Origin of the sequence: Dyella sp. A6 (assembly GCF_036320485.1) — a bacterium.
GTDB lineage: Bacteria > Pseudomonadota > Gammaproteobacteria > Xanthomonadales > Rhodanobacteraceae > Rhodanobacter_A > Rhodanobacter_A aluminiiresistens.
This window is the reverse complement of the sequence record NZ_CP132911.1, coordinates 828,582-854,559: the sequence shown is the minus strand read 5'-3', so window position 1 is coordinate 854,559 and position 25,978 is coordinate 828,582. Positions and strand designations below refer to the sequence as shown.

Genomic DNA, 25,978 nt, shown 5'->3' with positions numbered 1-25,978 from the left:
TTGCCGCGTCCACCGGACGCTTTGATTTCGGTGCGGAACACGGGTCGCCCTGGCTAGCTGGTGGCTACTTTGGGGACGGGTGTCATGTCATCCCGTGGCTCCGCTTAGTCATTGCTATCGCCAGGAACGGAGCGGCTTCGACCGCCTGCCGGCGGCCGAGTCACTTTTCACGGCGTGGCCAGAGAAAAGTAAGGCGGTTTCTATGATCAAGTGCACCACCCCACGACAAGGTGATGCATGGGTCAGCACTATGGACATCTGAGCGCCGAAGAACGGGGCGCGATCATGGTCGGCAAGGCTCGGGGGGAGAGTGCCCGGCAGCTCGCCCTGATGCTGGGTCGCTCACCCAGCACGATTTCGCGGGAGCTGGCTCGCAATGGTCACCAGGAACCGTCCGTCCTGCCTCGGATGGGTCGGCCAAGGTTGAGCTACGACGCCAGTCGAGCCGGCCAACGCGCCCGGCGCCTGGCACGTAAGCCGCGGCGCGAGCGCAAATTGCGGCGGGACGGTCAGCTGTGGTGCCTCGTGCGCCGCTTGCTGGGCAAGGGCTGGTCACCTCAACAGGTGAGTCGCACACTGCGGCGTCATCACCCGGATGAGCGAGCCAAGCACGTGTCGCACGAGACGATCTACACCGCGATCTATGCCGCGCCACGCGGCGAACTGCGGCGGGGCCTGGTCGCACTTCTGCGGCAGCACAAATGTGCGCGTCGGCCGCGTGGTCAGGGTGCGAACCGGCGCGGCCGGATGCACGACTTGCCGAGCATTCATGATCGTCCACTCGAAGCCAATGAACGGCTGTTGCCCGGCCACTGGGAAGGCGACTTCATCAAAGGCGCCCGTAACCGATCCTCGGTGGGCGTACTGGTGGATCGTCGGACACGTTTCCTGAAGCTGGTGAAGATGGAGGGGTGTTCGGCGGAGGATGCGCTGAAAGGCTTCAGCCGCGCGTTCCGGCCGCTGCCACCGGAACTGCGCCAGACGCTGACTTACGATCAGGGCAAGGAAATGGCGCTCTACCGGACGCTATCGGAGCGCACTGGATTAGCGATCTACTTCGCCGACCCACGTAGCCCTTGGCAACGCGGCATCTGCGAGAACACCAATGGCCTGCTGCGCCAATACCTGCCTAAAGGTACGGACTTGTCGGTCTACAGCCAGAAGCAGCTCGACGCGATCGCCCGACGCATGAACCTCCGGCCACGTGCCACTCTCGATTACCACTGCCCTGCAGAAATGTTCATCCGTGCCATGGGCAGAGATGATCTGGCCGATGCCATCGATGGTGCACTTCTAGATTGACACCGCCTAACCCAAAGAGAGGCCACCCCGGGGCCGCGCTTGGCGGGCATGCTGCCCGCCAAGTCCGTGCGTCGTGGCCGGGCTTGTAGGTCCCGCGGGCTCGATCAGGCCATTTCTCTGGGTCACCTTTCTTTACTCCGGGCACCTGCCCTTCGGCCTTCGGGCCAGCTGTGCTGTTCGCCACCGCTCCCGGCGGCGGTGTGGGACAGCAAAGATAAGGTGGCTCGGGCCGCGGCAGCGGCCCGAAACCGCTCCGTTCCTGGCGGAAGCCCCAGCAATCCAAAACCCGGTCAAACCGGAACAACCGAGACCCCAGGTCAGCGCCGCGCCCACCCCTCGATCACCGCATGGATCGCATCCAGTCCATCGAACAATGCGGCCGGACCGGGCTGCAGGATTACCGGTGACTTGATCTCGTGCAGCTCGCCGTCGCGTACGGCGGGAATCGCATCCCAGCCCGGCCGCGCGGCTACCTTCTCGGGGCGAAAGCGTTTGCCACACCATGAGCCAAGGATGATATCCGGCGCACGGCGCACTACGTCGCGGCCATCGGCCAGGATGCGCTGTTTCGCCAGCGGCTCGTCGGCCAGCTCGGGGAAGATGTCGTCCGCACCGGCGATGCGCACCAGCTCGGCGACCCAGCGGATGCCGGTGATGAGCGGCTCGTCCCACTCCTCGAAGTACAGCTTCGGCCGGCGCGGCAGGCGGGCCGCCGCCGCACGCACGGCTTCGATATGCGCCTCGGCATGGCGCGCATACGCTTCGGCCTTGTCCGGCACGCCCACCATCGCGCCCAGGCGCCGGATGTAGGCAAGGATGCCGGCCACGCTGCGGTGATTGCTGATCCACACTTCCACACCGGCCTTGATCAGCTCGCGCGCGATGTCGGCCTGGATGTCGGAGAAGCCGATCGCCAGGTCGGGCTCAAGCTTCAGGATCTCGCCGATCTTGGCGCTGGTGAAGGCCGAAACCTTCGGCTTTTCCCTGCGCGCCTGCGCCGGACGGACGGTGAACCCGGAGATGCCCACGATGCGATGCGCCTCGCCAAGCGCGTACAGCACCTCGGTCGGCTCTTCGGTAAGGCAGACGATGCGTTGCGGGAATGCATCCGGTCCGCGGTCTCGCGGCGACGTGTCGCCCGGCATGCTCAGGGGTACAGCAGGCGGCTGGTCCAGGTCTGCCCGTGCCGGCTCCAGCGGACCCGCTCGTGCAGACGGAACTTCGCGCCGTACCAGAATTCCACCATGTCCGGCTCCACCACGAACCCGCCCCAGTGCGGCGGACGTGGCACCTCGGCACCGGCGAATTCCTGTTCGTAATGCGCCACGCGCTGCTCGAACGTCTCGCGGCCGGGCAGGTTCTGCGACTGCAGCGAAGCCCAGGCACCCACCTGGCTGCCTCGCGGCCGCGTGGCGAAATAGGCGTCGGATTCTTCGGCCTGCAGCTTGCGCGCCACACCCTCCACCCGTACCTGCACGCCTTCGCGGATGTGCTTCCAGTGGAAGCACAGCGCGACCTGGGCATGCGCCTGCAGCTGCGCGCCCTTGTCGCTGTCGTAGTTGGTGAAGAAGCGGAAGCCCCGCTCGTCGGCGCTCTTCAGCAGCACGATGCGCGAGCTGATCTGCCCGGCCGCATCGGCCGTGGCCAGATTCATCGCGGTGGGCTCGGGGTCGCCGCTGGCGACCGCTTCGTCCAGCAGCAGCTGGAAGGTGTCCAGGATCTCGGATTTCAGCATGGGTCTTGAATCGTAGCGAACGCACGTCATCATGGCGTGCATGAAAGATGCTAGCACGCAGAATCAGGCCCTGGCGGTCCATCTGCTCGATCATTACGCCGGACGCATTGCCCGCGCCCGCCGCCCCTATGTGCTCGGCCTGTCCGGGTTGCAGGGCAGCGGCAAGAGTTCGCTGGCCAAGGTGCTGAAATCCGAGGCCCAATCGCGCCACTGGCCCACCGTGGTGCTGTCGCTGGACGACTTCTACTATTCGCGTAGCGAGCGCGAGGCCCTGGCGCAGGACGTCCATCCGCTGTTGCGCACCCGTGGCGTGCCGGGCACCCACGAGATCGAGCTATTGCTCTCCGTGCTCGCGGCCCTGCCGAATGCGTCGGAGAAACTGCCGGTCACCTGGCCACGCTTCGACAAGGGACGCGACACCCGTTCGCCGCCCTCGCGCTGGTCCCGTGCGACCCATGCCCCGCGGCTGGTGATCGTCGAGGGCTGGGCCATGGGCCTGAAGCCGCAGCCGCTGGCCGCGCTGGAGGCACCGGTGAACGCGCTCGAACGCGACGAGGACGCCGACAGCCGCTGGCGCAAGTGGGTCAACAAGCAGCTGCGCGCCTACCAGCCGCTCTGGCGCAAGCTCGACGCGCTGGTCGTGCTGCAGGCTCCCGGCTGGGACGTGGTACGCGCATGGCGCAGCGAGACCGAGCAGGCCCTGCTTGCGCGCCATGCGCCCCTGGCGATGGACGCCACCGCGATGGTCCGCTTCCTGGCCCATTTCGAGCGCCTCAGCCGGCACGCGCTGGCGACCTTGCCGGCTCTGGCCGACAGCGTGGTGGAATACGATGCCGACCGTCACGTCACCGGGCTCAGCCACAGCTGAGCCCGTCGCCGTCGGCTAGCCGGCGGCATCCAGCAGCGCCGCATAACCTTCGCGTGCGTCCGGCCATCGGGGTGCCCAGCCGCTGGCCCGCAGGCGCGCATTCGAAAGCCGCTTGCTGCCCACCCCAGCCGGCGCAGCGCCCGCCTTGGCTGGCAGCACGCCGAGCAGCCCCGTCAGGTGGTCGTACAACCGGTCCAGCGGCAGTGGCGTGTCGTCCACCCCGAGGTACAGCGGCTGCGCGTCCGGCAGGTCGAGCAGATGGACTACCGCCGCTGCCGCGTCGTCCACGTGGATCCGGTTGGCCCAGTGCGGCAGCGTGCGCGGCACGCTCGCCTGGCCGGCGCGCAGCCGCTGCAGCAGCTGCGTCCGGCCGGGACCGTACAGGCCGGCCAGGCGCAGCACGACCGCAGGTGCCTGCTGCTGCAACCAGCGCTCCGCTTGCAGCAGCACGCGCCCGTTGAATCCCTGCGGATCGGCGGCCGTGCCCTCGTCTACCCAGGCATCGCCGTGTTCGCCATAGACAGCGCTGGACGAGACGAAAACCACCCGCCGCAACAGGCTCGAATCCAGCGCCTCCAGCAGATGACGAAGACCATCCAGGAACAGCGCGCGATACGTCGCCTCGTCGCGCCGATCCGGCGCCGGCAGATAGGCCAGCTGCGTCACGCCACCGGGCAACCCGCCCAGGCTGGCAGGATCGGCCAGATCGGCACGCAGCCATTGGATTCCCGCACGATCATCCTGCGGCACGGTACGGCGCAGCGCAAAGACCTCGTCGCCCCGCTTCAGCAGGCGCTGCGCCACCCGCATGCCGAGATCACCACACCCGGCCAGCACGACCCGTTCGGACATCCATACACCTGCTGCTAAAGTTGCGACATGAATCCGTCCTGCAACCTGTTCGTGGTCGGTCCCACCGGCGCCGGCAAGACCTCGCTGGGGCGTCGTCTTGCCCACCATTACGGACTCGAACTCGTCGACCTCGACCAGGAAATCGAGCAGACCTGCGGCGTACCGATAAACACAATCTTCGAAGTGGAAGGCGAAGCCGGCTTCCGTCGCCGCGAGAGCCATCTGCTGGACGAGTTTAGCCTCCGCACCGGCATCCTGCTGGTCACCGGCGGCGGTGCCGTACTCGATCCGCTCAACCGGCAACGGCTGCATGCCCGCGGCTACGTGATCTGGCTGCAGGCCACACCGGAGCAGCAACTGGAGCGGCTGCGCCACGACACCCAGCGGCCACTGCTCGCCGGCACCGACCGGCAGCAACGGCTGCAGGCCATGGCCGCCATCCGCAACCCCCTCTACCTGGACGTCGCCGACCAGACCATTCCCGGCCTGGACGAGAACGTGGCAGCCGCCAGCGAGCGCTGCATCGCCCTCGTCGACGCCCACTGGCAACGACAACACGCCGCATGACACCAACGAACCCCGAAACCATCGACGTCTCCCTCGGCCAACGCAGCTACCCGGTCTGGATCGGCCGCGGCCTGCTCGGCGATGCCGCCCGCTGGCGCGCCCGGCTGCGCGGCCGCCATGCCCTGGTCCTCAGCAACACCACCGTGGCGCCGCTGTATCTGGAGCGTCTGGCGCAGGGCCTGGACGGCCTGCAATGGTCATCGTTCCTGCTCGACGACGGCGAAGCGCACAAGAGCTTCGCCAATGTCGGCCGCGCACTGGAGGCCCTTGCGCAACTCGGCGCCACCCGCGATGCCTGCGTGATCGCACTCGGTGGCGGCGTGGTCGGCGACCTGGCCGGTTTCACCGCCGCCTGCTGGATGCGCGGTATCGACTTCATCCAGGTACCCACCACCCTGCTGGCGATGGTCGATTCCTCGGTCGGCGGCAAGACCGGCGTGAACCTGCCCGCCGGCAAGAACCTGGTCGGCGCCTTCCACCAGCCACGCGCGGTGGTGGCCGACATCGACACCCTGGCCAGCCTGCCCGCACGCGAGTACCGTGCCGGTCTGGCCGAGGTGATCAAGGGCGCGGCGATCGGCGACGAACCGTTCTTCGCCTGGCTGGAAGCGCAGGCCGACGCGCTGGCCGCACGCGAGGACGCGGCCCTGATTGAGGCGATCGCCCGCAAGGTCCGCTACAAGGCCGGCGTGGTGGCGCGCGACGAGACCGAACAGGGCGAGCGCGCCCTGCTCAACCTGGGACATACCTTCGGCCATGCGCTGGAAACCGCTGGTCGCTACACCACCCTGCTGCACGGCGAAGGCGTCGCCGTGGGCATGCTGCTGGCAGCCCGGTTGTCCGAGCGACTGGGCATGAGCCAGGCCGCTGACACCGTGCGCCTGCAACGCCTGCTGGAGCGCACCTGCCTGCCCACCGCCGTGCCTGCCGGCTTCGATCCGCAGCAGCTGCTGGCCCTGATGCGGCTGGACAAGAAGAACACCGCCGGCACGTTGCGGCTGATCCTGTGGCGGGGCATCGGCAAGGCGGAGATCGTCGCCGGCGTGGATGAGGCCGAGGTGCTCGCCGTGCTGCGCGAGGCCACCCTGGGCTGATGCCGCACGCAGGCAACACCTGCTGCGGCTCGCCAGCACACCGCCCGGCCTTCTAGAATGTCGCCGAGCGGCCATCCTGCCGCCCAGTACCGGATCCCATGCGCCTCTACCTGCAAACCCCGCCCGCGTCGAGCGATGCTCCGCGCTATGTCCAGATCGTGCTCGAGCAGGACCTGCTCGGTGGCTGGACGCTGTACCGCGAAACGGGCACGCAGGGCGGCAAGTCCACGCTGCGGCGCGAACAGTTCCTGGAACGCGATGCCGCCATGGCCGCGTTCGAGAAGGCGCGCGACGCTCAGCTCAAGCGCGGTTTCCGGGTGATGTTCAGCCAGGGCCTGGACGGCCCGCACAGCCGTTGATCCGATGACTGCATCCCTGAATAACGACCGCTTCCTGCGCGCGCTGCGGCGCGAACCCGTCGACACCACGCCGGTATGGCTGATGCGCCAGGCCGGCCGCTACCTGCCCGAATACCGCGCCACGCGCGAACGCGCCGGCAGCTTCATGGCGCTGGCGCAGAATCCGGAACTGGCCTGCGAAGTGACGCTGCAGCCCCTGCAGCGCTTCGAGCTGGATGCAGCGATCCTGTTCTCCGACATCCTCACCATTCCCGACGCGATGGGCCTGGGGCTGTCGTTCGCGCAGGGCGAAGGCCCGCAGTTCGCGCGACCGGTGCGCAGCGCCGCCGCCGTGGACAGGCTGGGCGTGCCCGACATGGACGGCGAACTGCGCTACGTGATGGACGCGGTGCGGGTGATCCGTCGCGAGCTCGACGGCCGCGTGCCGCTGATCGGCTTCTCCGGCAGCCCGTGGACGCTGGCCTGCTACATGGTCGAAGGTCGCGGCTCGCGCGACTTCGCCGCACCCAAATCACTGTGCTGGAACGAGCCTGCGGTGGCCCATCGCCTGCTCGACACGCTGGCACGCAGCGTGGCCGCCTACCTTTCCGCACAGGCCGCTGCCGGCGCCCAGGCGCTGATGGTGTTCGACACCTGGGGCGGCCTGCTCGCGCCGGCATCCTTCCGCGAGTTTTCGCTGCGCTACATGCAGCAAGTGGTCGAGGCGCTGAAGTCGGACACCCATGCGCGCGAGCTGCCGGTGATCCTGTTCTCCAAGGGCGCCGGTCAGCATCTCTCGGCGCTGGCCGACACCGGCTGCGCCGCACTGGGCGTGGACTGGACCATCGACCTGGACGACGCCCGTCGCGCCGTCGACGGCAAGGTTGCCCTGCAGGGTAACCTCGACCCGGCCGTGATGCGTGCCGCGCCCGAGGTGATCCGCCGCGAGGCACGCGCCGTGATGGACAGCTTCGGCAACCACCCCGGCCACATCTTCAACCTCGGCCACGGCATCACCCCCGAGGTCGATCCGGAAAACGTCAAGGTGCTGGTGGACGAAGTGCACGCCTACGGGCGTAAGCTGCGCGCGGGCTGAGGCACGCCCGCTTCCGGCATCCGTCGGTCAGACCGTGTCCAGCGCGGGCACCGCGTCGTCGAAGAAGGCGGTCGCATCCTCCAGCTTCCGCGTGCGCGGCATCGGCGGCAGGCTGGCGAGAAACAGGCGGCCGTAGCCCTTGCTCGACAACCGCGGGTCGCACAGCACCAGCACGCCGCGATCGTGCACGCTGCGGATCAAGCGGCCGGCGCCCTGCTTCAGCGCGATCGCCGCTGCGGGTACCTGCCAGCCCATGAATGGGTTGATGCCCTGGCTTTCCAGCGCATCCAATCGCGCCTGCAGCACCGGATCGTCGGGCGCGGCGAACGGCAGCTTGTCGATCACCACCACACTGAGCGCCTCGCCGGCCACGTCCACGCCTTCCCAGAAACTGGCCGCGCCCAGCAGCACACCATGCCCGGAGTGGCGGAACTCCTCCAGCAACTGGTGCCGCGGCGCCTCGCCCTGCACGAACAACGGCCACGGCACGCGCTCGGCCAGCAGGTCGGCGGCGCGGCGCAGCGCGCGGTGCGAGGTGAACAAGAGAAACGCACGGCCATGCGATGCCTGCAGCACCGGCAGCACCGCGTCGAGCACGCGCTCGGTATAGTCGCGCGCAGAGGGATCGGGCAACCCGTCGGGCAGGTAGCACAAGGCCTGGCGTGCATAGTCGAACGGGCTGTCCAGACGCAGCGTCTGCGGATCGTCCAGGCCGAGCTGGCGCGCGAAATGCTCGAAGCTTCCGGCCACCGACAGGGTGGCCGAGGTGTGGATCCAGGCCGCATGCGTGCGCTCGCGCATCGCGCGCAGCGGTTCGGCCAGGTCCAGCGGCGTGGCATGGAACACGAAGCCGCGCGGAAAACGCTCGTACCAGCGCACGTCCTGCGCGCCGGCCAGCTCGGTAATGCGTTCCAGCCGTTCGTCCAGCAATGCGGCACGCTCGTACACGTTGGCCAAACCGCGCGAACGTTCCGCCTGCGAAGCCAGCAGGTCGACCAGTGCTGCCAGCACCTCGCGCAACTCGTGCAGGCTTTCGTGGACCGCATCGCTGGCGTCGAGCTGCTGGAACGGACCGCGCGCCGGCAACGGATCCATCGCCAGGCGCAGCTTGCGCAGCGCATCCTGCAGCGCCTCGGCCGGCTCCAGCAGCAGGCCGATGGCGCCGGTGACGCCATTGCACTCGCGCAGGATGTCCTGGGCCAGATCAGTCAACTGACGCGCGCTCACGCTTTGCGAGAAGAACTGCCCGGCCAGCTCAGGCACCTGGTGCGCCTCGTCGAGAATGAAGGCCTGCGCGCCGGGCAGGATCTCGCCGAACCCTTCCTGTTTCAGGGCCAGGTCGGCGAACAGCAGGTGATGGTTGACCACCACCAGATCGGCCTCGAGCGCCTCGCGCCGGGCCTTCATCACGTGACAGTCATCGTAGAACGGACATTCCACGCCCAGGCAGTTTTCCGGCGTCGAGGTGACGCGCGGCCACATCGGCGACTCCTCCGGCACCTCGGCCAGTTCCATGCGGTCGCCCTGCCGGGTGCGCGCCGACCAGGTGCGGATTGCCGCCAGCTGCGCAGCCTGCGGCTTGTCGAAACTGGCGCCCTCGCGCACGGTCTGGTCGAGCCGATACAGGCACAGATAGTTGGCACGCCCCTTCAGCAGGGCGGTGGTGCGACGCACGCCAAGCACCGACTTCACTCGCGGCAGATCACGGAAATAGAGCTGGTCCTGCAGCGCCTTGGTTCCGGTGGACACGATCACCCGTTCGCCGGAAAGCAACGCGGGCACAAGGTAGGCATAGGTCTTGCCGGTGCCGGTGCCGGCTTCGGCGATCAGCGTCTCGCGTTCGACCATGGCGTGCTGCACCGCGTGCGCCATGGCCTGCTGTTCGGTCCGTGGTGCGAAGCCGGGCACTTCGCGCGCAAACGGGCCGTGGGGGCCAAGCAGCGCGCTGCTGTCGTCGGAATCAATCATCCAGCCAGTATCGCCCAGCACGGTCGGGCAGCAAACCGCTGGCGCTGATGACAAGCCGGGTGCACCATGCACGCACCATCACCGTGGAGATCGCCATGAGCATCGAGTTGCACATGCTGGCCTGGAGTGTCCTGCTGGGACTGGTGCAGGTCATGCTGCCCACCCTGCTCGCCACCGGACGATACGGCCTGGGCTGGGCCGCGGGTCCGCGTGACGCGGACATGCCGGCTGCGCCCACGGTGGCCGCACGACTGGACCGCGCACGCGCCAACTTCCTGGAGACCTTCCCGTTCTTCGCCGCGGCCGTGCTTGCGGTGATCGCGCTGCAGCATCACGACGAAACCACCGCCTTGGGTGCCCAGGCCTACTTCTGGGCCCGACTGGTGTACGTGCCGGTGTATGCCGCCGGCATCCCGTTCCTGCGCACGCTGGTCTGGCTGGTCAGCATCGTTGGCATCGTGATGTTGCTGCTGCCGCTGCTCTGAACGATACCGGCCTGAGCGGCACCGGCGCGTATCAGACCGGCACGGATCAGAAGCGTGGAATGTCCGCCTTGTGGCAGGCCGCGACCTGCTTGCGCGCGCTGGCCGCTGAAACGGCGTCGCGTGCATGCAGGTCGAGCTCGACAATGGTCTGCCAGTTGCGTTCGCACAGCGGCCCCAGCTTCGGACCGAGCGACCACGAGCGGTGCGCGAGCTGTCCTGCCATCGCGTAGTCACCCAGGTAGACCGCCACTTCGGCACGATCCTGCAGCAGGTCCGGCGCGTCGGGGCTCATTTTCAGCGCTTCGTCCAAGTGCTGTGCCGCCTGCGCATACTGCCCAGCCAGTTCGTTGCTGATCGCCGCATCGCGCAGCGAGGTCACGCCGGGATCGCGCAACGGATGCACGTTGATCACGGACTTGTCGCTGGCGCCGGCGGCACGGATCGCCTGCACCATCTGCGCGTTCGACGGCAGCGGCGGTTCGGGGCGCGACGGGTTCGGCGGGCTGCAGGCCGCCAGCAGGGCGGCAACGCCGGCCAGAGCCATCCATGAGCGGAGTCGTACAGCGCGGTTCGACATTTCAGTTTCCGGAAGAAGCATTGGGAGTGGCGGGCGAGCTCGAAGACGTGGCTGGACCGCCACCGAAAAGGTGACCGATACGCTGCCAGAAGCAGCCCTCGGTATCGGTCGGAAGCGAACCGGCAACCACCGGCACCTGGATCGCACCTTCGCACTCGGAGTCGGTCGGCTTGCCGTCCGCGGGATTGATCCAGGCCATCTGCAGCCCCGCGCCCGGCGCCGGCGACAACGGCCGGGTCGGCAGTTTCGCGAACAGGTCGCGCCAGGCACGCAGTGCACCGCTGGCGCCGAACAGCGTGGTCGGCTTGTTGTCGTCACGGCCCATCCAGAACACCGCCAGCCGGTCGCCGGTAAAGCCGGCAAACCAGCTGTCGCGCATGTCGTTGCTGGTGCCGGTCTTGCCCGCCGCATGCAGCCAGGCCAGTCCCGAGTCGCCGATGGAATGAGCGGTGCCGTAGATCGCCACCTGCTGCATCGCCCAGGTGACCAGCCGCACCGCCTCCTGGTACTCGCCCTTGCCCTGCTGCACTTCGTAGCGCTTGATGGTGTGGCCGTTGCCGTCGACCACACCGCGCACCGCCAGCAACGGCAGGGCATGCCCATCGGAAGCCAGGTATTCGTAGATCTGCGCCTCCTGGATCGGCGCCAGGTCGATCGCACCGATCAGCATCGACGGATCGGCACCCACGTTGTCCAGACCCAATGATTTGAGGAAGGCCTGGATCCGCGGCAAGCCCACCGCCAGCCCCAGCCGGATGCTGGCCAGGTTCCACGAGTGGGCAAGTGCGTCGACCATCGGCACCATGCCGTGGCTCTGGTTGTCGTCGTTGTGCGGCGTCCACAGCGTGCCGTTCGGCTGGCGCATGCTGATCGGGCTGTCGTCCAGCTCGGTGGCCAGGTTCCAGTGCGCAGGGTCGGTCAGCGCCGCCAGGTACACGAATGGCTTGATGGTCGAACCGATCGGCCGGCGTGCATCCAGTGCGCGGTTGAACCCGGTGTCGCCCGGGTTGCGGCTGCCGACCACCGCCAGCACGCTGCCGGTGTGCGAGTCGGTGACCACGGCCGCCGCCTGCACGCCATGTCCGCGTCTGCCCAGATGTTTCAGCGTCTCGTCGATCGCCTGCTCGGCATAGATCTGCGCTGCGGGGTCCAGCGTGGTGTAGATCGACAGGTTGCCCTGACGCAGAGTCTGCTCGTCGAAATCGTTGGTGATCTGCTTGCGCACCAGCTGCATGAAGGCGGGGAAACGGTCGTGCGGCAACTGGCCGTTGCTGATCACTTCCAGCGGCGTCTGCTGCGCAGCCTGCGCCTGGGCCTGGGTGATCAGACCAGTGACTGCGAATTCGTGCAGCACCAGGTTGCGCCGCTCCAGCGCACGCTTCGGATAGCGCCGCGGATCGTAATAGCTGGGCCCCTTCACCATGCCGACCAGCATGGCGATCTCCTGCGGCCGCAGGTCCTGCAGGCGACGCCCGAAATAGAACTCCGACGCGGCGGCGAAGCCGTGCACGGACTGGTTGCCCTGCTGGCCGAGGAAGACCTCGTTGATATAGGCCTCGAGGATCCGCCCCTTGCTGTAGTGCATGTCCAGCAGCACAGACATCAGCGCCTCGTTGAACTTGCGGGTCAACGTCTGCTTGCGGCTGAGAAACAGGTTGCGCACCAGCTGCTGGGTCAGGGTGGAGCCGCCCTGCACCGAATGCCCGGCACGCAGGTCGGCGTACGCCGCGCGCAGGATGCCGGTGAAGTCGATGCCGATATTGCTCTTGAAGCTGCGGTCTTCCACCGCCTGCAGCCCGGTGACCAGCAACGGCGGCACGTCGGCGAGCTGCACGATGCGCCGGTCCACCTGCTTGGCGCCGTACACGGTGGCGATGCGTGCCGGGTCCAGGTGGGTCAGTGCGATCGACCTTCCGGTTGCCAGGTCATGCACCGAGGCAATCACACCCCTGCCCAGCACCAGCCGGATGCGTTTCGGCAGTTCGCCGCCATCGGGGTCGACATAGCCGCGTGACGAGATCACGTAGGTTGAACCGTTGCGTGCCCAGCTGCCGGGCACGTGGCCGCGACCGTCGTCGATGTAGCCGGCAAAGGTCAGCTCCAGCTTCAGCGCCGCCGGGGTCATCGGCTCGCCCGGCGCCAGCGGCAGCGGACGGGCGAACACCCGCGTCGGCACGGCGAACACCAGATCGTTGAAGCGATCCTGCACGCGCTTGTTGAGCACCAGGGTGTAAGGCAGCATGAAGCCGAAGAACAGGCCGGTGACGATCCAGAACGGGATGCGCACCCACGGCCAGACGGTCCGTGCGACGGTTCGTGTTCGGGTCAGGAAAGCCAACGTGGAATCACCCCTTGATGCATTGAGCCGATCATAGGGTGAGCGCCCCCGCGCGCGGATGAACGACGGCGGCGCACAGCGGGCGAAACACCGTCATAACACGGCGCGAATCCGGGCAATGTCCGCTCACGAGGCATCCGCAGCACGCGGCCGCCAGCAATCGACATCGGGGCGGAACGGGCGCGGAGAGACACCCAGCAGCTTCGTCAGCTCGGTGTTGTCGGCGACCAGGTCAGCCTGCAATCGGTCGAGTGGACCAGCCAGCCGTGGCAGCACATGACGCGCGCCGCGCAGGGCCCAACCCGGCACGGGCACGGGTAGCGTCGCCGTGGGCAGGCTGCGCCTGACCCGGGCGAACATCTCCGCCGCGGTCAGGCGTTCGCCGCCGCCAAGCGGCAGGATCCGGCCGGCCGCAGCCGGCTGGTCCAGTGCCGCCAGCACCGCCTGCGCGATGTCCGCGGCATGCACCGGCTGACGCAATCCCGATCCCGCCGGCAACGGAAACACATGCGTGCGCTGCGCACGCTGGGCGATCGGGGTCAGGCTCTTGTCCAGCCCCGCACCATAGATAAGGGTGGGACGGAAGACGGTCCAGGCGCTGCCGCGACGCTCGCAGGCCGCGGCAAGCGCGGCTTCGCCCTCGCACAGCAGCCGTGAGATATCACGTTCGGCCGCAACCATGGAGTTGCGCTTGCTCTCGGCACTCATCGAACTGGTCGCCACCACCCTGGGCGCCAGCGGCAACTCGGTCCACTCCAGCCACTGTGCGAACGGCAGCAGGGGGCCGAAGCTGATCACCGCGGATACGTCGCGCACGACCGGCACGGTATCGGGCAGGCTGCCCTCGATCCATGCAAGCCCGGCACGCACCGTGCGCGGACGGCGGCTCAGCGCCACCACCGGCACGCCCCGGGCGCACAGCAGCGGCATCAGAAAATGACCGATCTGGCTGCTGCCGCCAAACACCAGTACGGTCATGCGCCGCCCTGCATGCGCTCGGTCAGTTCGAGCAGGCGCGGATGATTCGGTGCGAGCTTGCGGGCCTGATCCAGCGACAGCGCGGCGCCGGCACGGTCGCCGCTGTCGAGCTGCTGCTGCGCCTGGTCCAGCCATGCGCCGGCCAGTCGCTGCTGCATCGGCCCCAGGCTGGCGTCGCCCGGCGACAGGTTGCCCAGCGCGTCCAGCAGGTTGCCGGCGCGCCCGAGGTTCCCCGCCGACAAGGCCTGTCCGAACTGGTGCGAAACCAGCCCAGGCAAGCCCTGCAAACCGGCCAGCGCGGACGGGTCATTGCCATTGATGGCCAGCGCACTCCGGTACAGGTCGTAGGCGCAGTTGCCGGGCGGGCTCATGATCTCGCCCTGCGCGGCAGCAAGCTTCGCGCGCTTCACCAGCGTGGCCACCTGGGCCTTCTGCTGCGCGGTCAGGTCCACCGGCGGACTGGTCGCACCGGCCGTGGTGGAAACCAGCGGCAAACCCTGCGCTCCCACCGGAGTCTGCAGGCGTGCGCGCGCCGCCAGCAGGTCAGCCGACTCGGGCGCCAGCGCCGCGGCCTGGTCGAGCAGTTGTGTCGCCTGGGCGTTATCGCCACCATCGATCGCCGCATTGGCCTGCACCACCAGCGCGGCCGCCACCTGCCCCAGGCCCGCCTTGGCCTGGGCGTTGTCCGGATCGATCGCCAGTGCCGCCTTGAAATAGGCCAGCGCCGTATTCTGGCCGGGCCCGTTGATGTTGCCGGCCCGCAGGGCATCCTGACCCTGCTGCAGATCGTCGGCCACGGTGCTGTCGTCCTGCTGCTGCAGCTGGGTCTGCGCCGCGCGCAGCGACGGCAGGTCAGCGTAATTGGGCAGCAGCGCGGCAAGTCGGCCGATCAGCGCATCGGCCGCGCTGCGATTGCCACTCGCCAGCGCCTGACGGGCCTGCACCGCAAACGCACCGCCGACCTGGTCGAGACCGTGCTTGGCCACGGCATTGTCCGGATCGGCGGCCAGTGCCTGCTGGTACAGCGTGCCCGCGCCCCCCGGCCCGTCCAGGCGGCCATCGGCAAATGCCTGCTGGGCCTGGCCGATCAGGGTGTCGACCTGCCCATCGGCATTGCGCGCCTTGTCGATCGCCTTGCTCAAGCGTTCCACGTCGCCACCGCCGCCCAGCAGTTCGCGCGCGGCGACCAGCGACTGTTCGGCCTGGTTGACATGCCCGGCGGCAAGCGAGGCGTCAGCTCGGGCGATCTCGGCCTTGCCGACCTCCTGCAGGCCATTGAGCGCGCGGTTGTCGTCGGGTTCCAGCGCGCGTGCGGCTTCGAAAAGCTCGCGCGCGCTGGTGCCGTTGTTGCCGTCCAGGTTGCCTTCCTGCAGGGCCACCTGGGCACGATGCAGAATGCTGTCGAAGTCGGTGCGCGGAATCAGTGCGCGCAGGCTGGACTGGTTGAGCCACAGCAGCATGCCGCCGACGATCAGCGCCAGCGCAAACAGCGGGATCAGCCAGCCGCGACGGCCATGCTTCGCAGGCGCGGCTTCGGCGGCACGTTGGCGGCGTGGCTCGGCAGACATCCGCGGCAGGTTGTCGCCGGCTTTCGGGCGCGGTCGATCCAGCTCGCCGAGATCGCCAAGTTTCGGTTCGGTGCGGCCCTGGGGGCCAGGTACATGCGGGTCGCGATGTCCGCTCATGGTCGAGTGCAAAACCGCCGGATCTAAAGGCGGGAGCTTAGCATCGCGAAGGGCATTCGCCCGCGCCGGAGATTGTTGCGTTCAACTGGCGGCAAGCCTGGACCCGGGCCGCCCCGGCCAGGCGCTCAGCCGCCGCCGATGCGCCGCGCATCGACGATGTTCGGCAACGCGGCCAGCCGGTCCAGCAGCGCCGACAACTGCTCGAAGTCGCGCACCCTCAGGGTGAAGCGCATCTCGACCTCGCCGCTGCGGGTGAACAGCCGGCTGGACGAGGCGATGATGCTCACGCTGGCATTGCTGATGACGCCGGCCACGTCTTTCTGCAGGCCTTTGCGGTCGTAGCCGTGCAGCTCGACATCCACCTCGTAGGCCTGTGCGGAAGCGCGTCCCCAGGTCACCTCGATCACGCGGTCGGGGTCGCGCCGGACCAGCCGCGCGAGACTGGGGCAGTCCGCCCGGTGCACCGACACGCCACGCCCCTTGGTGACATACCCGCGCACAGCATCCCCCGGCAGCGGCTGGCAGCAGCGGGCCAGCGTGGTGAGCAGGTTGCCGACCCCTTCGATGGTGAGTGCGCTGTGATCCAGCACACTGTGCCGCGAGGCGACCGGCGACGATGACTGGGTGACCTCCGGCGTCGGTTGCGCGGCTTCCTGCAGCACCCGCGAGACCTGGCCCGGGCTGATCTCGCCCAGCGCCAGCGCGACCAGCAGGTCGTCATGAGTGTTCAGGTGGAAGTGCGCGGGCAGCCTGGCGATGTCGGCGTCCGGCAGCGCCAGCCGCTTGAGCTCGCGTTCGAACATGGCCCGCCCCGCGGCCAGGTTGGCCTCCAGCGCGCTGCGCCGGAACCAGGTGCGCACCTTTTCCTTGGCGCGATTCGTGGCGAGATAGCCGTGGTGCGGCGAGAGCCAGTCGCGGCTGGGCTCGGCCAGCTTGGCGGTGAGGATCTCCACCCGGTCACCGCTGGACGGCTGGAAGGTCAACGGCACGATGCGTCCGTTGACCTTGGCGCCACGGCAGCGATGACCGACCTCGGTGTGCACGTGGTAGGCGAAATCCAGCACGGTGGCGCCGTGCGGCAGATCGAACACCTCGCCCTTCGGGGTGAGCAGATAGACGCGGTCTTCCAGCAGCTCGGTCTTGAGATCGGCAGCCAGCGCGCCTTCGTCCTCGCCGCGCCCGTCCAGCAACTTGCGCATCCAGGCGATCTTCGCCTCGAACTCCGCATCGCCGGCCCCGCCCTCCTTGTAGCGCCAGTGCGCAGCCACGCCCAGTTCGTTGGCGCGATGCATTTCGTGGGTGCGGATCTGCACCTCCAGCGTCTTGCCGCGCGGACCGATCACCGCGGTATGCAGCGAGCGATAACCGTTGCCCTTGGGCCGAGCCAGGTAGTCGTCGAACTCGCGCGGCAGATGCGGCCACAGCGCATGCACCACGCCCAGCGCGGCATAGCAGTCGGCCACGTTGTCCACCAGCACACGCACGGCCCGGATGTCGTAAAGCTCGTCGAACTCCAGGTCCTTGCGCTGCATCTTCTTCCAGATGGAATAGATGTGCTTGGGCCGGCCGGCCAGCTCGGCCTTGATGCCGGCTGCAGCCAGTGCCCGGCCCAGTTCGTCCAGCGACTCGCGGATGAAGCCCTCGCGATCGGCACGGCGCTCGTCCAGCAGCCGGGCGATGCGCTTGTAGACGTCCGGCTGCAGGTAACGGAAGGCCAGATCCTCCAGCTCCCACTTCAGCTGCCAGATGCCCAGCCGGTTGGCCAGCGGCGCATGGATGTCGCGGGTAAGCCGCGCCAGTTCCTGCCGCTCGGCTTCGGGCAGGGTCGCCGCACCGCGCATGCGTGCGAGCTGACGCGCCAGCAGCACGAACACCACGCGCAGGTCGCGGATGATCGCCAGCAGCAGCCGGCGCAGCCCTTCGGAACCACCGCCAGCCGCGCGCTGTGCATGCAGCGCCCAGACCTTTTCCGCCGCCTGTTGTCCTTCCACCAGCCGGCGGATGTCTTCCGGCACCGCCTGCACACGGGCCGTCCATGCCTCGGGATCGGCCTGTGCCAGCGCGAACCACAGTGCCGACGCCTGGGTCTGCACATCGCAGCCGAGCATCACCAGCTGGTCCAGCACGTCGCGATACGAGGCATCGTCGATGCCATGCTGCGTGCAGGCCGCCAGCGCGTCCGCCAACGACGGCGCGGACGCGGCCACGCGTTCGCGCCATGTCGGCAGATCGACGGGGGATTGAACCTTGGCCATGCAGACGTCCCTGATGCTTCCTTATCAGTATCCCACGCGACGACGTCGCCTTGCCGCGAACGGCACGGCCAGACTGGCGCTGCTAGCATGCGGGTTTTGCACGGTTACCCGATGCGCCTGCTCAAGCCGCTGCTCGTCGCCGTCGTTACTGCGGCGCTGACCCTGCTGTGCGCATGGCTGGCCACCCGCTGGGCCGACGCCGGCGCGCCCTCGCTGCGCGATCTGGCACACGCGCATCCGGCGTTGGCAGCCATCGCCGGACTGCTGCCGCTTGCCGGCGGTATCGCCGCGCTGCGCCGGCGGCAGGCGCAACGATCACGCTGAGCCGAGTGCCTCCAGTGCCCTGGCCAGCCGCTTGGCCGAAACCGGCTCGGCCGTTTTCAGTTCCTGCGCGAACAACGAAACGCGCCACTCTTCGATCAGCCAGCGCAGTTCGTCCAGGTGGACCATACCCACCGCGCGATGGCGCAGATATTCGCGCCAGTACGGCAGCACCTGCAGCATGCGCTGCTGGTCCTTGGCCGGGTCCTGGCGCAGGCGTTCGGCGCGCAGCCGCATCGCCTTCAGGTAGCGCGGCAGGTGGGCCAGCCGGGTGGTCGGCAGCTCGCGCAGGAAGCCGGGCACAAGCAAGGCCTCGAACTGCTCGCGCAGATCGTCGTAGCTGGCGCGGGCGAAGCCCATCATCGGCGGCTCCAGCCAGGGCTTCAGGTCGGCCTGCGCCTCGATGACCGGCTCGGCCAGCTTCAGCCGCTCGATCGCCGCGGCGAACAGCTCGCGCGCGGCCTGGATATGCAGCGTCTCGAACGCACCGGCTGTACGCACATCGAGGTCGAGGTTCGCCAGCATGTCGGCAAGGCCTCCTTCGACCAGATCCTCGCGCAGCCCGTCCACCCCGCCCAGCGGTGCGTATTTCAGTGCCAGCGGATTGCCGATCGGCAGACGTCGACGCGCCTGCTTGAGATCGCTGGCCAGTGCGTTGCGCAGCAGACGGAGCACCCCGGCGAGATGCGCCTCGGCCGCCTCGTCACGCCGCTCGAACACCCGCAGCGCAACCGTCTCACCCAGATCCACCAGGGCCGGGAAGGCCAGCAGCCCGCCAGCCGAGCGCACCTCGCGCGGGATCTCCTCGAAATCCCAGGCGGTCACGTCCTCGCGGGTCAGCTCCACGTCGGTCTTGCGCGAAAACGCCTCGCGCGCACGCCCTTCCCACTGCGCACGCAGCGCGCCGAGATCGCGCCCGGCGGCAAGCGTGCGGCCACTGTCGTCATGCAGGCGGAAGCGCATCAGGGAATGCGGTGCCAGTGCACTGCCCTCGAATTCGGTCACTCCGATATCGACGCCGGTGGTGCGCTTCAGGAACCCGGCCAATGCTGCGACCAGCGGCTGCTCGCGCGGGCTCTCGGCTTCGACGAAAGCACGCGCGAAATCGGGCGCGGGCACGAAGTTGCGGCGCAGGGCCTTGGGCAGGCCACGGATCAGTTCGGCCACCTTGTCCGCCAGCAGCCCCGGCACCAGCCACTCGCAACGCGTGGCCGGCAGCGCGTTGAGCATGGCCAGCGGCAACTGCAGGGTGACGCCGTCGGCCTCGTCGCCGGGCACGAAACGGTATTCGAGCCGGTAGCGCTGGGCCGTGGCGCCTTTCGGCACGATCTCCAGCGCGGCCGGAAACGCCTTCGGATCCAGCCCTGCACCACCGGCCATCACGTCGTCGATCGACCAGCGCAGCGCGGCCTGTTCGGCCGGCCGCGCGTGGGGGTACCAGGCGTCCAGCGCGCGGCTGCTGGCGATGTCTTCCGGCAGCTTGCCGCGGAAGAAATCGACCAGCTCGTCTTCGTTGCGGATCAGGCCCTCGCGACGCTGCTTCGCCTCGATGCCCTCGGCATCTTCCAGCACGCGCCGGTTGGCGCGCACGAAGTCGGCGCGTGCATCGAGGTCGCCGCGCACCAGCGCCTCGCGCAGGAATATCTCGTGTGCCAGCGCGGGGTCCTGCTGCTGGAAGGTCACCGCCCGGCGCTCGACCAGGGTCAATCCGAACAGGCTGACCTGTTCGTAGGCCACCACGCAGCCGCGCTTCTTCGACCAGTGCGCGTCGCGACAGCTGGTGCGCAGCAGGTGTGCAGCCTGCTGCTCGATCCAGCCCGGTTCGACCCGCGCGCACATCATGCCCCACACCTTGCCGCCGACATCGAGAATCTGCGCGGCGAAGATCCAGTTCGGCGCCACCTTGGCCAGTGCCGAGCCGGGAAATACCTGGAACTTGCGCTCGCGCGTGCCCTGGTAGATGCCGCGCTCGTCCTTGCGCCCGACCTGGGTCGGCAGACCGGCCAGCAGGCAGCGGTGCACCGCCTCGAACCGCAGCGACGCTTCCCGCTCCGCGTCGGCAGGTGCCTGCTGCGCGCGGCCGTTCGCCCCGCGGGTCGATGCCGTCGCGGTCGGCTGCTGGCGCGAAGTTTCGTTCGCGGTGCGCCGGCGACGTCCCCTGCCCTGGCCCGCCGGAGCGTCGCGTCGCCCGGCATGGGCCACGGCGGTCGCCGGTGCGTCGGCTCGGGCGCTGTCCAGGGACCAGCCAAGCTCCTGCACCACCAGCAGCAATTGCCGGTGCAGCTCGCGCCATTCGCGCATGCGCATGAAGCTGAGGAAGTGCCGCGAGCACCAGTCGCGCAGTTTCGACTGGGTCAGTTCCTCGTGCGCTTCGGCGTACGCGCGCCACAGGTTCAGCACACCGACAAAGTCGGACTTGGGATCGGCGAAGACGGCGTGGGCGGCATCGGCCTGCTGGCGCGCATCGGCGGGGCGTTCGCGCGGATCCTGGATGCTGAGGAAGGCGACGATCGTCAGCACTTCGCGCAGGCTGTGCCGCTGCTGCGCCTCGACCAGCATGCGGGCAAGCTGCACGTCGATCGGCAGTTTCGCCAGGGTGCGCCCGGTGACGGTCAGCCGGCGCTCGTCGTCGATCGCGCCGATCTCGGCCAGGCGTCGATAGCCGTCGGCGACGACGCGCGGGTCGGGCGCGTCGAGGAACGGAAAGTCATCCACCTCGCCCAGCTTCAGCGCCAGCATGCGCAGGATCACGTTGGCCAGCGACGAACGCAGCAGCTCGGGGTCGGTGAATTCGCTGCGCGCGGCGAAGTCGGCCTCGTCGTAGAGGCGGTAGCACACGCCCGGCCCCACACGACCGCAGCGCCCCTTGCGCTGGTCGGCTGCCGCCTGCGAGACCGGCTCCACGTGCAGGCGCTCGAGCTGGCTGCGCTGGCTGTAGCGCTTCACCCGCGCGGTGCCGGTGTCGATCACGTAGCGGATGCGCGGCACCGTGAGCGAGGTCTCGGCCACGTTGGTGGCCAGCACCACGCGCCGCTTCGGACCGGGCCGGAACACCCGGTCCTGGTCGGCAGCGGACAGGCGCGCATACAGCGGCAGCACCTCGGTCTCGCGGTACTGCCGGCGCGACAGCAGCAGATGCGCGTCGCGGATCTCGCGTTCGCCCGGCAGGAACACCAGCACGTCGCCGCGCGGGTCCTCGCGGGTGATCTCGTCCAGCGCCGCGGCGATATGCTCGGCACTGCCCTGGCTCATGCCACGCGTGCGTTCCTCGCCGATCTGGTCGAGCGCGCGCCAGCGCACCTCCACCGGATAGGCGCGGCCCTCCACCGAGATCACCGGCGCACCGTCGAAATGTTCGGCGAAGCGTGCGGTGTCGATGGTCGCCGAGGTGACGATGATCTTCAGGTCCGGCCGCTTCACCGCCAGCCGCTTCAGATAGCCGAGCAGGAAGTCGATGTTGAGGCTGCGCTCGTGCGCCTCGTCGATGATCAGGGTGTCATAGGCCGACAGCCACGGATCGCCCTGGGTCTCGGCGAGCAGGATGCCGTCGGTCATGAACTTCACCAGGCTGCGCTCGGACACCTGGTCGGTGAAGCGCACCTGGAAACCCACTTGGTCGCCGAGCTGGGTGCCCAGTTCCTCGGCCACGCGACGGGCCACCGAACGCGCCGCCAGCCGGCGCGGCTGGGTGCAGCCGATCAGCCCGGCCTCGCCCCGGCCGGCGGCCAGGCACAGCTTGGGCAGCTGGGTGGTCTTGCCCGACCCGGTCTCGCCGGCGATCACCAGCACCTGGTTTTCGCGGATCAGCTTGACGATGTCGTCGGCGCGGGCGGTGATCGGCAGCGCCTCATCCAGCCGGATCGCCGGTTTGGCCTGGGCACGGGCGTGGCGCCGGGCTGCGGAAGCCTCGATGTCGGCGGCCAGCGCCGCCAGCTTCTTCTCGTCGGGACGCCGCGACAGTCCACGCCAGCGGCCGAGCAGGCGGCCGAAATCGCGGCTGCACACGTCGTCGAGCGCCTGGCGCGACACGCGCGGCGGGTGGGCGGAAGGCGGGCGGGTCGTGGGGGCGGATGCGTCGTTCATGAAGCTGCATATGATAGCCGCTGGCTATCGCCCGCATCGGCAGTATTCATTTCACCGCGACACCGCAAAGGGATACTGTGGTGACCATCCGCTCGTCGACACCCTGAAGGAGCCACACATGGCCGCGAACATCGGCATCGCCAAGAAAGACCGCGAACAGATCGCCAAGCACCTGTCCAAGCTGTTGGCCGACACCTATTCGCTGTACCTGAAGACGCACAGCTTCCACTGGAACGTCACCGGCCCGCAGTTCAACAGCCTGCATGCCATGTTCGAGACGCAGTACAACGAACTGTGGCTGGCTGCCGACGAGGTCGCCGAGCGCATCCGCACGCTGGACGTGTTCGCCCCCGGCTCCTACAGCCAGTTCGGCAAGCTGACCTCGATCAAGGAGGAGGCGGGCGTACCCGACTGGAAGAACATGGTGGGCCAGCTGGTCGAGGGCCACGAGATCGCCGCGCACACCGCGCGCGAGGTCATCAAGGCCGCCGACAAGGCCGGCGACGAGGGCACCGCCGACATGGTGACCGGCCGCCTGAAAGAGCACGAGAAGACCGCCTGGATGCTGCGCTCGCTGCTGAAATAAGCCGATGGCACCGGGCCGCAGGTTTGTGCGCGGCCCGGTGCTCCACACGGCCCCTGACCTTGCGCTGACCGTGGCATGCGTAATTTATTGAGCGCGTGACGCGGCATTGGTTAAGCTCCTTGCGTTTTTGCCTCGCCCGGAACGGAGGCGAGCCACGGGGATCGTCTTGAGCGCAAAACCCATCCGCAAGCCATCGCTGTTCACCGCCATCCTGCTGGCCCTGGTCGTGGCTTCGATGAACATCGGCCTGTGGTGGTGGGGCAACCTGCCGCACGGTCCCGAAAACTGGCACGGACCGATCAGCGGCTTTGCGGTGTCGTTCTTCCGGCGCTACCAGAGTCCGTTGGCCGGCGACTTCCCCAGCAGCGCCCAGATCGACAGCGACCTGAAGCTGCTGCACCGCTACACCGACCACATCCGTATCTATTCCATGCTGCAGAACCCGCAGGTGGTGCGGCTGGCCCACAAGGAAGGCCTGCACGTGATGGCCGGCGCGTGGATCGACACGCGGCTGGAGAACAACGAGAAGGAGATCGAGGCGCTGATCGCGATGGCGCGGCGCTACCCGAAAACCATCGACCGGGTGATCGTCGGCAACGAGGTGCTGTTCCGCAACGACCTGCCGCCGGCCAAGCTGATGGCCTACGTCGACCGCGTACGCGCAGCGATCCGCCAGCCGGTGTCGATCGCCGAGCCGGACTACATCTGGGAAAAGTATCCCGAGCTGGCGCAGCACGTGGACTTCATCACGGTGCACCTGTTCCCGTACTGGAACGGCATCCCGCTCACCGGTAGCGGTAAGGGGCTGGACCACTACCCGGCCATCGCCTCGGCGCTGGGCAGCTACCAGAAGCTGCGGCAGATGTTCCCCGGCAAACCGATCGTGGTGGGCGAGATCGGCTGGCCCTCGAATGGCGACCGCCATGAGTACGCCAAGCCGTCGGTGTCGAACGAGGCGATCTTCCTGCGCGAATGGTTCAACGTGGCCAAACGCGACCACGTCGACTACTACGTGATGGAAGCGTTCGACCAGCCCTGGAAAGAACAGCTCGGCAGCCATACCGAGGCCTACTGGGGCATGTTCAACGCCGATCGCCAGCTGAAGTTCCCGTTCACCGGCCCGGTCACCGAAGACACCGGCTGGCCGTGGAAGGCGCTGGCCGCCAGCCTGCTGGCGCTGCTGCCGATGATCTGGTTCGCGCGCCGCTACGTGCGCTTCAAGCTGACCGGCCGGTTCTTCTTCTGTGCGCTGATCCAGCTGGCCTGCGGCCTGATCGTGTGGTCGGCCACGCTGCCGTTCAACTTCTACCTGGACTGGATCGACTGGACCATGCTGGCGCTGCTGTTCCCGGCCCAGGTCGCGATCCTCGCCATCCTGCTGATCAACGGCTTCGAGTTCACCGAGGTGCTGTGGCGGCGCGAATGGGTCCGCCACGCCGGCATGCTGCGCCCGGACAGCCCCGACAAGCAGCCGTTCGTGTCGATCCACCTGGCCTGCTACAACGAACCGCCGGAAATGGTCATCGTCACGCTCGACTCGCTGGCCGAGCTGGACTACGCCAACTACGAAGTGCTGGTGATCGACAACAACACCAAGGACCCGGCGACCTGGCAACCGGTGCAGGCCTACTGCGAGAAGCTCGGCAAGCGCTTCCGCTTCTTCCACCTGGAACCCTGGCCCGGCTACAAGGCCGGCGCGCTGAACTTCGGCCTGAAGGAAACCGACCCGCGCGCCGACGTGGTGGCGGTGATCGACGCCGACTACGTGGTGCGCCACGACTGGCTGGCCACCCTCACCGGCCACTTCCACGACCCCAAGGTGGCGGTGGTGCAGTGCCCGCAGGCGCACCGCGACTTCGAGCACAACCGCTTCCGCCGCATGACCGCGTGGGAATACGACGGCTTCTTCCGCATCGGCATGCACCACCGCAACGAGCGCAACGCGATCATCCAGCACGGCACCATGACGATGGTGCGGCGCTCGGCGCTGGAGGGCACCGGTGGTTGGTCGGAATGGACCATCTGCGAGGACGCCGAGCTGGGCCTGCGCCTGATGCATGCCGGCTACGAGCTGGTCTACGTCGACGAGCTGATGGGCAAGGGCCTGACCCCGGCCGACTTCAAGGCATACAAGAGCCAGCGCTACCGCTGGGCGTTCGGTGCGATGCAGATCCTCAAGGGTCGCTGGGACTGGATGACCCGGAAGGGTCCGCTCAGCAGCGGCCAGCGCTTCCACTTCCTGACCGGCTGGTTCAGCTGGTTCGCCGATGCGCTGCACCTGATCTTCACCCTGATGGCGATCTTCTGGACCGCCGGCATGGTGGCCTTCCCCAGCGTGTTCAGCCTGCCGATGCAGCTGTTCCTGATCCCGGTGATCGGCTTCTTCTTCGCCAAGGCGATCTTCGGCATCGTGCTGTACCGCGCGCGCGTCCCGTGCAGCTGGTACGACACCCTGATGGCGTCACTGGCCAGCATGGGCCTGTCGCACGCGATCGCACGCGGCATCCTGCACGGCCTCACCCGCGAGAAGACCTCGTTCGTGGTGACCGCCAAGAGCCGGCGCATGGGCGGCAGCAACTTCGCCGCTTTCGCGCCAGTACGCGAGGAGGGCCTGATGGCGATCGCGCTGGCGCTGTGCATCATCGGTATGGCCCGCAGCTACGGCACGCACTACATCGAAGGCATGTTGTGGATCTTCATCCTGGCCGCGCAGTCGATCCCCTACGTGTCGGCCCTGGTCGGTGCCTGGATCGCGCATCGCTCCGGCGACAAGGCGGGCTGAGCACAATCCGTTTCAGGCAAGGCTTGCCGCGGGGCATTCATCAGTCGCCAACGGACACTGCGCTAAGC

20 protein-coding genes are annotated in these 25,978 nt (G+C 68.1%); 10 read left to right on the top strand and 10 right to left on the bottom strand.

Annotated elements, in window-relative coordinates:
• The first annotated feature begins 237 nt into the window (after positions 1–237).
• A complete protein-coding gene (locus RA164_RS03475) occupies positions 238–1,302 on the top strand; it encodes an IS30 family transposase (protein ID WP_329742306.1) in 1,065 nt (354 codons plus the stop codon).
• Between the two features lie 317 nt (positions 1,303–1,619).
• Here the strand turns inward: RA164_RS03475 and RA164_RS03470 are convergent, their stop codons facing one another.
• Together RA164_RS03470 and pdxH are read right to left on the bottom strand one after the other, a co-directional pair.
• Positions 1,620–2,447 (bottom strand): ABC transporter substrate-binding protein, encoded by an 828-nt coding sequence (locus RA164_RS03470; RefSeq protein WP_329742587.1) that lies wholly within the window; start codon positions 2,445–2,447, stop codon positions 1,620–1,622.
• Between the two features lie 2 nt (positions 2,448–2,449).
• The gene (gene pdxH / locus RA164_RS03465; RefSeq protein WP_329742586.1) at positions 2,450–3,037 is read right to left on the bottom strand and encodes a pyridoxamine 5'-phosphate oxidase; all 588 of its coding nucleotides are present in this window, start codon (positions 3,035–3,037) and stop codon (positions 2,450–2,452) included.
• 40 nt (positions 3,038–3,077) lie between these two features.
• Here pdxH and RA164_RS03460 point away from each other — a divergent pair, with 40 nt between their 5' ends.
• Positions 3,078–3,905, top strand: a complete 828-nt coding sequence (locus RA164_RS03460; protein WP_329742585.1) for a kinase — start codon at positions 3,078–3,080, stop codon at positions 3,903–3,905.
• A gap of 15 nt (positions 3,906–3,920) precedes the next feature.
• On the opposite strand, the gene RA164_RS03455 is transcribed toward RA164_RS03460, so the two are convergent.
• Positions 3,921–4,757: an NAD-dependent epimerase/dehydratase family protein gene (locus tag RA164_RS03455; protein ID WP_329742584.1), complete on the bottom strand. Its 837-nt coding sequence runs from the start codon at positions 4,755–4,757 to the stop codon at positions 3,921–3,923.
• A 27-nt stretch (positions 4,758–4,784) separates the two neighbouring features.
• Here RA164_RS03455 and RA164_RS03450 point away from each other — a divergent pair, with 27 nt between their 5' ends.
• The 4 genes from RA164_RS03450 to hemE all read left to right on the top strand — a co-directional run bounded on the left by RA164_RS03450 (position 4,785) and on the right by hemE (position 7,852).
• Positions 4,785–5,324, top strand: coding sequence for a shikimate kinase (locus tag RA164_RS03450; protein ID WP_329742583.1), 540 nt, complete (start codon positions 4,785–4,787; stop codon positions 5,322–5,324).
• Positions 5,321–6,418: a 3-dehydroquinate synthase gene (aroB, locus tag RA164_RS03445; RefSeq protein WP_329742582.1), complete on the top strand. Its 1,098-nt coding sequence runs from the start codon at positions 5,321–5,323 to the stop codon at positions 6,416–6,418. The genes RA164_RS03450 and aroB overlap by 4 nt, the downstream gene beginning before the upstream one ends.
• A gap of 98 nt (positions 6,419–6,516) precedes the next feature.
• Positions 6,517–6,777, top strand: a complete 261-nt coding sequence (locus RA164_RS03440) for a WGR domain-containing protein (RefSeq protein ID WP_329742581.1) — start codon at positions 6,517–6,519, stop codon at positions 6,775–6,777.
• Between the two features lie 4 nt (positions 6,778–6,781).
• Entirely contained in the window at positions 6,782–7,852 is a 1,071-nt protein-coding gene (gene hemE, locus RA164_RS03435; protein ID WP_329742580.1) for a uroporphyrinogen decarboxylase, read from the top strand.
• Between the two features lie 27 nt (positions 7,853–7,879).
• On the opposite strand, the gene RA164_RS03430 is transcribed toward hemE, so the two are convergent.
• Positions 7,880–9,820 (bottom strand): ATP-dependent DNA helicase, encoded by a 1,941-nt coding sequence (locus RA164_RS03430; RefSeq protein WP_329742579.1) that lies wholly within the window; start codon positions 9,818–9,820, stop codon positions 7,880–7,882.
• Between the two features lie 95 nt (positions 9,821–9,915).
• Here RA164_RS03430 and RA164_RS03425 point away from each other — a divergent pair, with 95 nt between their 5' ends.
• Positions 9,916–10,305, top strand: coding sequence for an MAPEG family protein (locus tag RA164_RS03425; protein WP_329742578.1), 390 nt, complete (start codon positions 9,916–9,918; stop codon positions 10,303–10,305).
• Between the two features lie 46 nt (positions 10,306–10,351).
• On the opposite strand, the gene RA164_RS03420 is transcribed toward RA164_RS03425, so the two are convergent.
• The 5 genes from RA164_RS03420 to RA164_RS03400 all read right to left on the bottom strand — a co-directional run bounded on the left by RA164_RS03420 (position 10,352) and on the right by RA164_RS03400 (position 18,138).
• A complete protein-coding gene (locus tag RA164_RS03420) occupies positions 10,352–10,882 on the bottom strand; it encodes a tetratricopeptide repeat protein (RefSeq protein ID WP_329742577.1) in 531 nt (176 codons plus the stop codon).
• Between the two features lies 1 nt (position 10,883).
• Positions 10,884–13,220 carry a penicillin-binding protein 1B gene (gene mrcB / locus RA164_RS03415; RefSeq protein WP_329742576.1) on the bottom strand — a complete coding sequence of 779 codons (2,337 nt, stop codon included), beginning with the start codon at positions 13,218–13,220 and terminating at the stop codon, positions 10,884–10,886.
• Positions 13,221–13,346: 126 nt separating this feature from the next.
• Positions 13,347–14,198 carry an NAD(P)H-binding protein gene (locus tag RA164_RS03410; RefSeq protein ID WP_329742575.1) on the bottom strand — a complete coding sequence of 284 codons (852 nt, stop codon included), beginning with the start codon at positions 14,196–14,198 and terminating at the stop codon, positions 13,347–13,349.
• A complete protein-coding gene (locus RA164_RS03405) occupies positions 14,195–15,883 on the bottom strand; it encodes a hypothetical protein (protein ID WP_329742574.1) in 1,689 nt (562 codons plus the stop codon). Before RA164_RS03405 ends, RA164_RS03410 begins: the two co-directional genes overlap by 4 nt.
• A gap of 125 nt (positions 15,884–16,008) precedes the next feature.
• The gene (locus RA164_RS03400) at positions 16,009–18,138 is read right to left on the bottom strand and encodes a RelA/SpoT family protein (RefSeq protein WP_329742573.1); all 2,130 of its coding nucleotides are present in this window, start codon (positions 18,136–18,138) and stop codon (positions 16,009–16,011) included.
• An 87-nt stretch (positions 18,139–18,225) separates the two neighbouring features.
• Between RA164_RS03400 and RA164_RS03395 the strand changes: the two genes are divergently transcribed.
• Entirely contained in the window at positions 18,226–18,462 is a 237-nt protein-coding gene (locus RA164_RS03395) for a hypothetical protein (RefSeq protein ID WP_329742572.1), read from the top strand.
• Here RA164_RS03395 and hrpA read toward each other — a convergent pair.
• Entirely contained in the window at positions 18,454–22,542 is a 4,089-nt protein-coding gene (gene hrpA / locus RA164_RS03390) for an ATP-dependent RNA helicase HrpA (RefSeq protein WP_329742571.1), read from the bottom strand. The genes RA164_RS03395 and hrpA overlap by 9 nt on opposite strands.
• Before the next feature lie 118 nt (positions 22,543–22,660).
• Here hrpA and RA164_RS03385 point away from each other — a divergent pair, with 118 nt between their 5' ends.
• Together RA164_RS03385 and RA164_RS03380 are read left to right on the top strand one after the other, a co-directional pair.
• Positions 22,661–23,128 carry a Dps family protein gene (locus RA164_RS03385; protein ID WP_329742570.1) on the top strand — a complete coding sequence of 156 codons (468 nt, stop codon included), beginning with the start codon at positions 22,661–22,663 and terminating at the stop codon, positions 23,126–23,128.
• 235 nt (positions 23,129–23,363) lie between these two features.
• Positions 23,364–25,910: a glycosyltransferase family 2 protein gene (locus RA164_RS03380; RefSeq protein ID WP_329743469.1), complete on the top strand. Its 2,547-nt coding sequence runs from the start codon at positions 23,364–23,366 to the stop codon at positions 25,908–25,910.
• Positions 25,911–25,978 lie beyond the last annotated feature (68 nt).